At 69.3% G+C, this 12,350-nt stretch carries 11 protein-coding genes; 8 read left to right on the top strand and 3 right to left on the bottom strand.

Going from position 1 to position 12,350, the window contains the following annotated elements:
- The first annotated feature begins 7 nt into the window (after window positions 1-7).
- The 7 genes from ACFYRX_RS42865 (at window position 8) to ACFYRX_RS42835 (ending at window position 6,871) form a co-directional block, all read left to right on the top strand.
- Window positions 8-421: a roadblock/LC7 domain-containing protein gene (locus ACFYRX_RS42865; RefSeq protein WP_030611534.1), complete on the top strand. Its 414-nt coding sequence runs from the start codon at window positions 8-10 to the stop codon at window positions 419-421.
- Between the two features lie 109 nt (window positions 422-530).
- Window positions 531-929 carry a DUF742 domain-containing protein gene (locus ACFYRX_RS42860; protein WP_003973454.1) on the top strand — a complete coding sequence of 133 codons (399 nt, stop codon included), beginning with the start codon at window positions 531-533 and terminating at the stop codon, window positions 927-929.
- Window positions 910-1,485 carry an ATP/GTP-binding protein gene (locus ACFYRX_RS42855; RefSeq protein ID WP_328750782.1) on the top strand — a complete coding sequence of 192 codons (576 nt, stop codon included), beginning with the start codon at window positions 910-912 and terminating at the stop codon, window positions 1,483-1,485. The genes ACFYRX_RS42860 and ACFYRX_RS42855 overlap by 20 nt, the downstream gene beginning before the upstream one ends.
- A 403-nt stretch (window positions 1,486-1,888) precedes the next feature.
- The gene (locus tag ACFYRX_RS42850) at window positions 1,889-5,203 is read left to right on the top strand and encodes a nitrate- and nitrite sensing domain-containing protein (RefSeq protein WP_389112348.1); all 3,315 of its coding nucleotides are present in this window, start codon (window positions 1,889-1,891) and stop codon (window positions 5,201-5,203) included.
- 10 nt (window positions 5,204-5,213) lie between these two features.
- Complete coding sequence (locus tag ACFYRX_RS42845; protein ID WP_328753410.1) at window positions 5,214-5,627, top strand: roadblock/LC7 domain-containing protein; 414 nt, start codon at window positions 5,214-5,216, stop codon at window positions 5,625-5,627.
- Between the two features lie 100 nt (window positions 5,628-5,727).
- The gene (locus tag ACFYRX_RS42840; protein ID WP_389112346.1) at window positions 5,728-6,309 is read left to right on the top strand and encodes a DUF742 domain-containing protein; all 582 of its coding nucleotides are present in this window, start codon (window positions 5,728-5,730) and stop codon (window positions 6,307-6,309) included.
- Window positions 6,290-6,871, top strand: coding sequence for an ATP/GTP-binding protein (locus tag ACFYRX_RS42835; protein WP_026248371.1), 582 nt, complete (start codon window positions 6,290-6,292; stop codon window positions 6,869-6,871). The genes ACFYRX_RS42840 and ACFYRX_RS42835 overlap by 20 nt, the downstream gene beginning before the upstream one ends.
- 142 nt (window positions 6,872-7,013) lie before the next feature.
- Here the strand turns inward: ACFYRX_RS42835 and ACFYRX_RS42830 are convergent, their stop codons facing one another.
- The 3 genes from ACFYRX_RS42830 to ACFYRX_RS42820 all read right to left on the bottom strand — a co-directional run bounded on the left by ACFYRX_RS42830 (window position 7,014) and on the right by ACFYRX_RS42820 (window position 11,343).
- On the bottom strand, window positions 7,014-7,205 hold the full coding sequence (locus tag ACFYRX_RS42830) for an acyl-CoA carboxylase subunit epsilon (RefSeq protein WP_389112345.1): 192 nt from the start codon (window positions 7,203-7,205) through the stop codon (window positions 7,014-7,016).
- Between the two features lie 57 nt (window positions 7,206-7,262).
- Entirely contained in the window at window positions 7,263-8,858 is a 1,596-nt protein-coding gene (locus tag ACFYRX_RS42825; protein ID WP_389112343.1) for an acyl-CoA carboxylase subunit beta, read from the bottom strand.
- Between the two features lie 151 nt (window positions 8,859-9,009).
- Window positions 9,010-11,343, bottom strand: coding sequence for a polysaccharide lyase 8 family protein (locus ACFYRX_RS42820; protein ID WP_389112341.1), 2,334 nt, complete (start codon window positions 11,341-11,343; stop codon window positions 9,010-9,012).
- A 133-nt stretch (window positions 11,344-11,476) separates the two neighbouring features.
- Between ACFYRX_RS42820 and ACFYRX_RS42815 the strand changes: the two genes are divergently transcribed.
- A complete protein-coding gene (locus tag ACFYRX_RS42815) occupies window positions 11,477-12,031 on the top strand; it encodes a YceI family protein (RefSeq protein WP_389112339.1) in 555 nt (184 codons plus the stop codon).
- The last annotated feature ends 319 nt before the right edge of the window (window positions 12,032-12,350 follow it).

Below are 12,350 nucleotides of genomic sequence, written 5' to 3'. Positions count from 1 at the left end.
GAGCCCGATGAGCCAGGCGGCACAGAACCTCAACTGGTTGATCACCAACTTCGTGGACAACACCCCTGGGGTGTCCCACACCGTCGTCGTGTCCGCCGACGGCCTCCTGCTGGCGATGTCCGAGGGCTTCCCACGCGACCGTGCCGATCAGCTGGCGGCCGTCGCGTCGGGGCTCACCTCGCTCACGGCGGGCGCCTCGCGGATCTTCGAGGGCGGCAGCGTGGCCCAGACCGTCGTGGAGATGGAGCGGGGATTCCTCTTCCTCATGTCCGTTTCGGACGGTTCCTCGCTGGCCGTCCTCGCCCACCCGGACTGTGACATCGGTCTGGTCGGCTACGAGATGGCACTGCTGGTCGACCGCGCGGGCGCAGTGCTCACGCCCGACCTGCGAGCCGAGCTGCAAGGCAGTCTGCTCCACTGATCCCCCCGGATCCACCCGTCTCACGAAATCACCGTCCGGCCGCCACAATCCCCCCACCGGCCTTCCCGACGGCTTGCCCGACCGACTTGCTGTCCCGCCCGGAGGATTCATGACCCCGCCCACCGCCTCTCATGATCCGTACGCGGAGCCGTACGAGGATGAGGGCGACCAGCCGCTGGTACGTCCGTACGCGATGACCGGCGGCCGGACCCGGCCGCGCTACCAGCTCGCCATCGAGGCCCTGATCAGCACGACGGCCGACCCGGCGGCGCTGATGGGGCTTCTTCCCGAGCACCAGCGCATCTGCCACCTGTGCCGCGAGGTGAAGTCGGTCGCCGAGGTCTCGGCACTGCTCGCCATGCCGCTCGGTGTGGCCAGGATCCTCGTCGCGGACCTCGCCGAGGCCGGCCTGGTGGCCATCCACCAGCCGGGCGGCGACGAGAACAACGGCGGCGCTCCCGATGTGACGCTGCTCGAAAGGGTGCTCAGTGGACTTCGCAAGCTCTGACGCGGGGCGGGCGACCACCTCCGCGAAGATCGTGGTGGCGGGTGGCTTCGGCGTGGGCAAGACCACGTTCGTCGGGGCCGTCTCGGAGATCAACCCGCTGCGTACCGAGGCCGTCATGACGTCCGCGTCAGCGGGCATCGACGACCTCACCCACACCGGAGGCAAGACGACCACCACGGTCGCCATGGACTTCGGCCGCATCACCCTGGACCAGGACCTGATCCTGTACCTCTTCGGTACACCCGGCCAGGACCGCTTCTGGTTCATGTGGGACGACCTCGTACGCGGCGCCATCGGCGCCATCGTCCTGGTCGACACCCGCCGCCTCGCCGACTGCTTCCCCGCCGTCGACTACTTCGAGAACAGCGGCCTGCCCTTCGTCGTCGCGCTCAACGGCTTCGAGGGACACCAGCCGTACGCTCCCGAGGAGGTGCGCGAGGCCCTGCAGATCGGGCCGGACGCGCCGATCATCACGACGGACGCCCGCCACCGGTCGGACGCCAAGAGTGCCCTGATCACGCTGGTGGAGCACGCCCTCATGGCACGTCTGCGGTAACACCCCCAAGACATGTCGTCGCACTCCCAAGGCAACAGCGCCATACGGCAGTTGTCGTAGATGTCCCGGAGCCGGCTGTGGTCTTTGACACGGTCGGCCCCGGTGTTCATAACGTTTCGGCAGAGGAATCGGGTGGTACGGCCACGCATGGTTGCCAACCGGTCTCGCTGTGCTCACCACAGCCCCGTCATTTGACGGGGCTCGCTCTTTATGACCGTTTTATCTGGGGCTTACATCACTCGGAATCCGTGCGTACCAATGTTTGGAGGTGCGCAGGCCGTCGTGCTGGAATGCCTGAACTGCCCAATAGTCAACGACGTACTCACTAGTCGAAGGCGTACTGGGCTCTGAGAGACTGCGGCACAACGTAAGGTGCCGACCCCTCCGAGAGGTTGTTGGTCGAGTGAGGCGAAGCAAGAACGGTCCCGAGCCGTCGGCCCGGGGCAACTTCACCCCGCCGCCGCGCGGAGCGGCGCCCTCCCCTGTGTCCGGTCCGGAGCCGTCGGCCGCACCGCCGTCCAGCGGCGGTCGTTTCTCGCCGCGCAACTGGCGCGTGCCGACCCGGCTTAACGCGATCCTGCTCATACCCGTGATCGTCGGCCTCGTCATGGGCGGCTTCCAGGTCAAGAGCTCGATCGACACCTGGCGCGAGGCCGAGGACGCGGAGAACACCGCCCGGCTCGTGCGGGCCTCCCTCAGCTACGCCGACGCCCTCTACAACGAGCGCGACATCACCGCCGCCCCCCTGCTGAGCGGGGACGGGCAGGACAACCCCACGGTCGTCGCGGCCCGCAAGAAGACCGACCAGGCCGCCGACGTCTTCGACGAGGCCGCGCAGAACATGCCGCAGAAGGCGGGCCTCGAGCGCCGCCTCAAGCTGTTCCGCGACGGTGAGGGAGCACTCCAGACGCTGCGCGCCGGCGCCTACACGTCCCCCAAGTTCACCGGTGTGAGGACCGAAGAGGGCTACACCCAGGTCGCGCACCCGCTGACGGAGTTCGCCAACGAGCTCGGCCTCGGCACCGGCAACATCACCAGCTACGGCCGTACCGTCTACGCCATCGAGCTCACCAAGGCGGCCCTGTCGCTGCAGCGCTCCATCGGCATGCACCTGCTGATCAAGCCGGGCCCGGGGCTGAGCAGCTTCGCCAGCCAGAAGGTCGCCCTGTCCTCGTACGCGTACCTGGAGGGCATCGCAGTCGAGGAGTACATCGGCGGTGGCACCGCGGCCGACGCGGCGAAGCTCGACACGGCGAAGAAGCAGATCCAGGCCGAGGGCGCGGCGCTGGCCAAGGAGGCCGCGGCCAAGAACCCGGCCTACGTCCCGCCGCCGTCCACCTCCACCGAGATGGTCTCCGCCATCGCCACGCTGCCCTCGATGGACGACAGCGCCCGTGGGGCGCTCGCCAAGAGCGGCATCACCGCCGAGAACTGGTGGGCGGTGAACACGCTCAAGTACAACGCCTACCGCCAGATCGAGACCGACCTGGCCGACACCGCGGTGAACGAGGCCGCGACCATCGCCGACGACGCCAAGCGCGACGCGTTCATCGTGGGTGCCGCCGTCGTGGTCGCCCTGCTCCTGGCGTTCATCCTGGCCGGCGCGGTCGCCCGCCAGATGTCCCGCTCGATGCGCCAGCTGCGCAACGCCGCCTTCGGTATCGCCGAGCAGCGCCTGCCGATGCTGGTCGACCAGCTCTCGCGCACCGATCCCGGCCGGGTCGACACCCGGGTCGCCCCGATCCCCATCAACACCAAGGACGAGATCGGCGAGGTCGCGCGCGCCTTCGACCAGGTCCACCGCGAGGCCGTACGACTGGCCTCCGAGCAGGCCCTGCTCCGTGGCAACATCAACGCGATCTTCACCAACCTGTCCCGGCGCAACCAGTCGCTGATCGAGGGCCAGCTGACCCTGATCACCGACCTGGAGAACAACGAGGCCGACCCGGACCAGCTGGAGAACCTCTTCCGTCTGGACCACCTCGCGACCCGTATGCGCCGCAACGGCGAGAACCTCCTGGTCCTCGCCGGCGAGGAGCCCGGCCGCCGCTGGGACCAGCCGGTCCCGCTGGTCGACGTGCTGCGCGCCGCCTCCTCCGAGGTGGAGCAGTACGAGCGCGTCGAGCTGTCGGGCGTCCCGGAGGCCGAGATCCACGGCCGCGCGGTCACCGACCTCGTGCACCTGCTCGCCGAGCTGCTGGAGAACGCCACCACGTTCTCCTCCCCGCAGACCAAGGTCCGCGTCACCGCGACCCGGCTGCCCGACGGCCGCGTCATGATCGAGATCCACGACAAGGGCATCGGCCTCACCGCCGAGGACTTCGCGGACATCAACCACAAGCTGGCCAACCCGCCGACCGTGGACGCCGCGATCTCCCAGCGCATGGGCCTGTTCGTGGTCGGCCGGCTGTCCGACCGGCACGGCATCCGCGTCCAGCTGCGCCCCTCGGGCGAGCAGGCCGGCACCACCTCGCTGGTCATGCTGCCCGACGCGATCACCCACGGTGGTGGCGGCGAGCAGCAGCCTGCCGGCGACGAGTTCACCGTCTCGCAGATCATGCCGGAGCAGCAGCACTACCAGGGCGAGGACTTCAACACCGGTCTGCCGATGCGTACGGCCGCGGAGCTCGGCTTCGACGACAGCCGCTACTCCGAGGTCCCGGACGACATACGCGAGCTGGACCCGGTCGGCCGTTCGCTGATGCGCGAGGAGCGCCGTGCGGCCCTGGAGTCCCAGAGCGGCGGCGAGCCGGCCGCTCTCCAGGGTCCGGACCCGTCGTACACCGACGCGTTCGACGCTCCCCACAACACCCAGCCGACCGGTTACGACAACGGCCGGGGTGGCTTCCCCGAACAGCAGCCCGCCTCCTACGACCAGCAGACGTCGTACGAGGAGGCTCGGCAGACGCCGTACGAGGAGCAGCGACAGGCTCCGTACGAGGAGCAGCGGCAGACGGCGTACGAGGAGCCGAAGCGCCCGGCGTACGACGAGCCGTACTTCGCGGGCAACGGCGGTCAGCCGCAGAACGACACCTTCTCGCGGGGCGGCGGTTACCCGGAGCCCTCGTATCCGGAGCCGGTCCAGGAGGAGCCCGCGGCGGTGCACGCGGCTGCCCCGGAGACCTTCTCGGGCTTCGAGGAGCGCCGCTACCAGGATGACTGGCCGCAGCCGGACGGTTACCGGAACGGCTACCCGGACCAGTACGCTCCGGAAGCGGAATCCGTGCAGGCCGCTGACGTGAGTGAGCGCGACCGCGTAGGCTTCGAGCGTCCGGGGCCGGCCCCCGCCACCGTGGGTCACGAACTGACCGACGCCGGGCTTCCCCGCCGAGGCTCCCCCGGGAGCGGTGCGAACGGCTCGAACGGCACGCGGCACGCGACCCAGGAGTCGCCCGCCTCCGCGCCGGAGAGCAACGGCGGTGGCGACATCTGGCGCTCGTCCAACGACGAGCGGTGGCAGCAGGCCTCCGCGCTCAAGAAGCCCAAGGCGGGCGGGGTCACCTCCTCCGGTCTGCCGCGGCGGGTGCCCAAGGCCAACCTGGTCGAGGGAGCCGCCGAAGCCAGCCCCCAGGGAGGCCCGTCGGTCTCCCGCGCTCCCGAGGACGTACGGGGCAGGCTGAGCAATTTGCGTCGCGGTGTGCAGCGGGGCCGCAACGCTGGCAGTGAAACGAACGGTCAGGGCTTCGGTTCTGACAGCACCTACAACCAGGAGCGTTAGTGTGAGCCCGATGAGCCAGGCGGCGCAGAACCTGAACTGGTTGATCACCAACTTCGTGGACAACACCCCCGGGGTGTCCCACACGGTGGTGGTCTCCGCCGACGGACTCCTTCTGGCGATGTCCGACGGCTTCCCGCGCGACCGTGCCGATCAGCTGGCGGCCGTCGCGTCGGGTCTGACCTCGCTGACCGCGGGTGCCTCGCGCATCTTCGAGGGCGGCGCGGTGAACCAGACGGTTGTGGAGATGGAGCGGGGATTCCTGTTCCTCATGTCCGTATCCGACGGTTCCTCGCTCGCGGTCCTCGCGCACCCCGAGGCGGACATCGGTCTCATTGGGTACGAGATGGCCCTTCTGGTGGACCGTGCCGGTTCGGTCCTGACACCCGATCTGCGTGCGGAGCTCCAGGGCAGCCTGCTCAACTGACAGACAGACGGTGCGTTTTGGCGTCCCGGGGCCGTAAGGTTTCGGGACGCGGCTCCACACAGCGTGATGGGTGCCCGGCACAGTCGGAGGAGGAGAGAAAGTGGCAACACCCCCAGGTGGTTCATCTGGCAATTGGTCGTACGGCCCTGGCCAGGGTCAGAACGACGGTTCCCAGAACCCGAACCGCTACAACTTCCCCTCCGCACCCAGCCAGCGGCCGTACGCGCCCCAGAACCCCCAGGGTCCCGGGCCGTCGCCGTACGACCAGCCGCCGGCCCCGCGCATCCAGCCCGTGCAGCCGCACCGACGCTCCCACGAGCCGTCCCCCGCGGGGGCGGCGAACAACCCCCTGGTGCGTCCGTACGCCATGACCGGCGGCCGGACCCGCCCGCGCTACCAGCTCGCCATCGAGGCGCTGGTGCACACCACCGCGCAGCCGCACCAGATGCAGGGCCAGTTGCCCGAGCATCAGCGCATCTGCAATCTCTGCCGAGAGATCAAGTCGGTAGCCGAGATCTCGGCGTTGCTGACCATTCCCCTCGGCGTGGCCAGGATCCTCGTCGCCGACTTGGCGGAGGCGGGCCTGGTCGCCATCCATCAGCCCGGCGGCGACGAGAGCGCCGGCGGCCAGCCAGACGTGACACTGCTCGAAAGGGTGCTCAGTGGACTTCGCAAGCTCTAGCGGCGGTCCTTCCCGCTCCACCACCTCGGCGAAGATCGTGGTGGCGGGTGGCTTCGGCGTGGGCAAGACCACGTTCGTCGGGGCCGTCTCGGAGATCAACCCGCTGCGTACCGAGGCCGTCATGACGTCCGCGTCAGCGGGCATCGACGACCTCACCCACACCGGGGACAAGACGACCACCACGGTCGCCATGGACTTCGGCCGCATCACCCTGGACCAGGACCTGATCCTGTACCTCTTCGGTACCCCCGGCCAGGACCGCTTCTGGTTCATGTGGGACGACCTCGTACGCGGCGCCATCGGCGCCATCGTCCTGGTCGACACCCGCCGCCTCGCCGACTGCTTCCCCGCCGTCGACTACTTCGAGAACAGCGGCCTGCCCTTCGTGATCGCGCTCAACGGCTTCGACGGCAACCAGCCGTACAACCCGGACGAGGTCCGCGAGGCCCTCCAGATCGGTCCTGACACCCCGATCATCACGACGGACGCCCGCCACCGGGCGGACGCGAAGTCTGCGCTCATCACCTTGGTCGAGCACGCGTTGATGGCTCGGCTGCGGTAGGCCCTCTTGCGGCTACTGGGCTGCCTCGGACGGTTGTACGCCGTCTGCTGCGGCCCGGTGGCTTGTCGCGCAGTTCCCCGCGCCCCCAAAAGCCAAGGGCCCCCTCTCTGAGAGAGGGGGCCCTTGGCTTTTGGTGCGGGACTCAGTGCCAGCTGTGCGGGGCTCGGAAGCCGCCCTCGCGCTCCAGGCGGCGCCAGCCGGCCTTCGGGTGGGCTCGGTGGGTGGGGTCGGCGGAGGGCCGGGCGGCGGCGCGGGCCAGGAGGATCGCCGTGATGGCGGCGACTTCCTCGGGCCCGGCGTGGCCCTTCTCGACGCGGATGTCAGGGGTGTTCATAGGTCACAGTCTCCGTGAGAGAGGTTTCCGCGCGGGTAGCGCGGAGGGTCCGCCGGGTTACTGCGGAGGGTTGCCGTGCTTGCGCGAGGGCAGGTCGGCGTGCTTGGACTGGAGCATCGTGAGGGACTTGATGAGGACCTCACGGGTCTCGGCGGGGTCGATGACGTCGTCGACCAGACCGCGCTCGGCCGCGTAGTACGGGTGCATGAGCTCCGACTTGTACTCCTTGACCATGCGGGTCCGCATGGCCTCGGGGTCCTCGGCCTCGGCGATCTGACGCCGGAAGATGACGTTGGCGGCACCTTCGGCACCCATCACCGCGATCTCGTTCGTCGGCCAGGCGTAGGTGAGGTCCGCGCCGATGGACTGGCTGTCCATGACGATGTAGGCCCCTCCGTACGCCTTGCGCAGGATCAGGGAGATCCTCGGCACGGTGGCGTTGCAGTACGCGTACAGCAGCTTCGCGCCGTGGCGGATGATTCCGCCGTGCTCCTGGTCGACGCCCGGAAGGAACCCGGGGACGTCCAGGAAAGTGACGATCGGGATGTTAAAAGCGTCACACATCTGGACAAAGCGCGCAGCTTTTTCCGATGCCTCAATGTCCAGGACACCGGCGAGCGTCGAAGGCTGGTTCGCCACGATGCCGACCACCTGGCCGTCGAGACGGGCCAGGGCGCAGATGATGTTGCGGGCCCAGCGCTCGTGGACCTCCAGATAGTCGCCGTCGTCGACGATCTCCTCGATGACCTTGGTCATGTCGTACGGCCGGTTGCCGTCCGCCGGGACCAGGTCGAGCAGTACGTCGCCGCGCCGGTCGGCCGCGTCCGTGGACTCCGCCCGCGGCGGGTTCTCCCGGTTGTTCTGCGGGAGCATCGCGAGGAGGTAGCGCACCTCGGCGAGGCAGGTCTCCTCGTCGTCGTAGGCGAAGTGGCAGACCCCGGAGGTCTCGGCGTGCACGTCGGCGCCGCCGAGGCCGTTCTGGGTGATCTCCTCGCCCGTCACCGCCTTCACCACGTCCGGTCCCGTGATGAACATCTGGGAGGTCTCGCGGACCATGAAGACGAAGTCGGTCAGGGCGGGGCTGTAGGCCGCGCCGCCCGCGCAGGGGCCGAGCATCACCGAGATCTGCGGGATGACGCCGGAGGCCTTGGTGTTGCGCTGGAAGATGCCGCCGTAACCGGCGAGCGCCGAGACGCCCTCCTGGATACGGGCTCCCGCGCCGTCGTTCAGGGACACCAGCGGCGCGCCTGCCGCGATGGCCATGTCCATGATCTTGTGGATCTTCGTGGCGTGGGCCTCCCCCAGCGCACCGCCGAAGATGCGGAAGTCATGGGCGTAGACGAAGACCGTCCGGCCCTCCACCGTGCCCCAGCCGGTGATGACACCGTCGGTGTACGGCTTCTTGGCCTCCAGGCCGAACCCCGTCGCCCGGTGCCGGCGCAGCTGCTCGACCTCCTGGAAGGAACCCGGGTCGAGGAGCAGCTCGATACGCTCCCGTGCGGTCAGCTTGCCCTTGGCGTGCTGCGCCTCGGTCGCCTTCTCGCCTGGGCCGGCCAGGGCGGCCGCACGGATCTCGTGCAGCTCGGCCACTCGCCCGCGCGCGTCCGTCGGCTCACCCGTCGACTCACTCGGCGCCTCATCCAAAACGGTCATGTAGCGACCTTACGAAGACCCGCGCGGAAAGCGAGCCGTCGACTCCGTACAGTCTCCGACCCGTTTTCCTGGTGCGACTGAACAGAACCCGGGAGCCATGCAGGCGTTCCGACTGCTCAGGGGGCCTGCCGCTTGTAGGGGTCGTACAAAGTCAGAGCGTGAGAGCCACCTCACACCCGTGAGTGGCGCATGCCGCCCCCGGAGTGACGCGCAGGTGCAGCGAGCGGCCCGTGCCGCGTACTTCCACGGTGTCGTCGGCCCGCACGACCGAGGACACCGGGCGGTTCCAGACGATCTCCAGCGGTTCACCCGTCCGGGTCGGTTCGCTGACGCAGAGGGTAGCGATACGGCCTCTGCGCCGGACCAGCACGCTCGCCGGCGCCGACACGGTGAGCGGGCCCGCCGTGCCGGCCCGCCAGAAGTTCGCCGCGGTCAGGCCCAGCCCTTGGACATGGACGGCCTGGCACGCGCTGTCGTTGGCGAGGACCGACAGCCAGTGGCGGTCGGCGGCCCGGGCGGCGACGGCGTGCCGGGAGGCGCCGGGCATGAGGACGTAGGCGTACGCGGCGTCCACCGGATCGGTGCCGTGGTCGAGCCACAGGGTCTGCCAGCGCCGGGTGCGCCGCTCGGCCGTGCTGCCCGTGTTGATGTCGGACCAGGCGCCGGTGCGGTCCTCGCGGAGGGTGCGGAGCCTGCCGGTGGGCAGGACCCAGCCGCCGTGGCCTTCGAGGTGGGCCCAGCCGTGCCCCCGTACGAAGGGCTGCGTCCCGCCCTCCCCCAGGTTGCGGTTGTCCACGACCGTCTCGACCGGGACGCCGTCCGCGCAGGTGATGCCCGCGCCGAGGCAGATCACCGCGTCCGCGACGCAGAACCACGACTTGCGTGCCTCCAGCGTCGACTCCAGCCCCTTCAGATGCTGGCCGATCGCCGCGTACTCGTCGTCGGTCGTGCCGCCGACCCAGCGGACGTCCGGTCTGGGCTCGCCCCACTCGCCGCCGGCCCTGTCGGGCAGGCGTTTCGTGGAGACGGTCGTGCCGGGGAGGCGGTACCAGTCGACGGTCGGCCAGTACCAGTCGGTGTACTGGCCCGGGTCTGCGGCCCACCAGGAGACCATTCCGGCACCGGTGTGCCAGCCGCGCGGGTTCTCGCCGTTGCCGCACTCGTAGGCGGCGACACGGTCGCTCGCCATGGCGATGTTCGCGACGAATCCGGGGCGGCGGTGGACTGCCCGGTCCATGGCGGCGAAGAGGTGGTGGCCGACGGGTTCGGGGGCGGCCGGGACCGGCGATCCGGCGACCGCGTGCAGACGGGCGAGGTCGGCGACCCCGAACTGAGGGGCCGTCAGGACCGGTGTGACGGTGTCCCGTTGGATCCACCCCTTGATACGGCCGTACCAGCGCTCCTGTTCCTCGGTACTCGCGCCGCCCGCCAGCAGGGCGACGGCGGCGATGATTCCCTGACCGTGGAAGTGGTCGCTGCGCAGGACGTGCCGGTCGTCGCTCTTGAGGTAACCGCGGCTGATCGCACGGCCGTTGACGCTGTCCATCACCAACCCGTCGTGGATCAGCGGGGCGTAGGCCCGCTCGACACTGTGGAGGACGATTCTCCGGTTCGGGTCGGTCACCTCCCACGCGGAGCCGGCGAGGAGGGCGAAGAGGCGGCCGAGGCCGTCGAGCATGACCTGTCCGTAGGTGCCCGAGTAGGCGACCCAGGTGTGCTGGACGAACGAGCCGTCGGCGTAGAGGCCGTCGCCCTTCGTGACGTACGGGAAGACCGGCGAGAGGGCGTCGCGGGCGAGGGCGATCCGGTCGGGGGCGGCGCCGAGGATGCCGCGCAGGGCGACGGAGCGGCACAGGTCGACGCGGTTGGCGCCGGTGGAGGTGCCGGAGTAGTCGGTGAGCATGGTGTCGGGGATGAAGTGGTCGACGGCAGCGCAGGCCGCGGCCTTCTGGTCGTCCGTGAGGTGGTCGTACAGGGCGGCCGTGATGTCCATGAGGAGCCGGGGGCTGCCGATCTGCCATTCCCACCAGTTGCCGTAGCGCGTGGTGGAGGGGTTGTAGACGGTGGCGGAGAGGTGGTCGAGGCCGCGCAGGACGTCCGCGAGGAGGCTTTCGTCGCCGGTCGAGCCGGTACCGGGTTGGACGTACGCCTGGGTCATGGCCCACAGGCGGCTGAAGCTCTGGGTGATGCCGGCAGGGGGGTCGTAGGGGAAGCCGGGCCAGAGGGAGGTGGGGGTGGGGGTCATGGTGGCGCGGAAGCGTCCGGCCAGTTCGCCGGTCTCGGCGAGGCGGGAGGCGTACGGCTCGGCGGCGGGGTCGTAGCCCGTGCCGAGGGCGATGTCGAGCCAGCGGCGGCGGAGGATGTCGTAGGGGTCGGCCGCGGTGACGGCTCGGGCGGGCGGAGCGGTGGCGGTGGCCAGGAGCGCCGCCGCGAGTAAGACGGCTCTGCGGCTGGGTCGCGTGGGGGCTCTGCGCTGCGGCTTCATACCGGTGCATCTACCACCGTGATGCCATCACGCCAACACTTCGCGGATGACGTTGAAAGGCGGTCGGAATAGGTCTACGGTCGTTTCCGTTGAGTGGTTCAACGTTCAACATCCTCACTTCTGGGAGTACGTCATGGCGAACACCGACCTCACCGCACTGACCGGCGACTACTCGATCGACGCTTCCCACTCCACGATCGGCTTCACCGTCCGGCACGCGATGGTCACCAACGTCAAGGGCAAGTTCAACGACTTCAGCGGCTCCCTGCACCTGGACGGCGGCGACCCGTCCGCGTCGACGGCCTCCCTCGACATCAAGATGGACAGCATCGACACCGGGTCGGCGGACCGTGACGGGCACCTCAAGAGCGCGGACTTCTTCAAGATCGAGGAGTTCCCGACGATGACCTTCCGCTCCACCAAGGCCGAGTCCCTCGGTGGCGAGGACTACCGCATCACCGGCGACCTGACGATCCTCGGCACCACCAAGCCGCTCAGCATCGACCTCGAGTTCAACGGCTCCGCGAAGGACCCGTTCGGCAACGAGCGCGTGGGCTTCGAGGGCAAGGCCGAGATCCTGCGCTCCGAGTGGGGCCTCACCTGGAACGCGGCCCTGGAGACGGGTGGCGTGCTGGTCTCCGACAAGATCAAGCTGAACTTCGACATCTCCGCGATCAAGAACGCGTGACCCTGCGGCGACGGCGCCGGTGACCCCTCCCCCGGAGACTCACCGGCGCTTTCGCAACTCTCGCCGAGCCCCTCGAAGACCGCCCTGGCCCGCGGGTTCCGTTCAAGGGCCGCGGCCTACTCCTCGGGGGCCGTCGCGTTGTTCTGCGACTCGTACGCCCCCTCCCGACGCCCGTCCGCCTTCGCCGCGGCCGCCTCAGCGGCGGTGACGGAGGGCAGGCCCGAGCCCTAGTAGTGCTTCGTTAGGTCTATACGTTTGTGCTGATCAAGAGCATGTTGAGGGTGTGGACACGCATGAAGTGAACCGATTACGGGCCGCA

It is taken from the genome of Streptomyces sp. NPDC005374 (assembly GCF_042872225.1).
Lineage (GTDB): Bacteria > Actinomycetota > Actinomycetes > Streptomycetales > Streptomycetaceae > Streptomyces.
The sequence above is the reverse complement of the archived record's forward strand: the minus strand, read 5'-3'. Positions and strand labels throughout refer to the sequence as shown.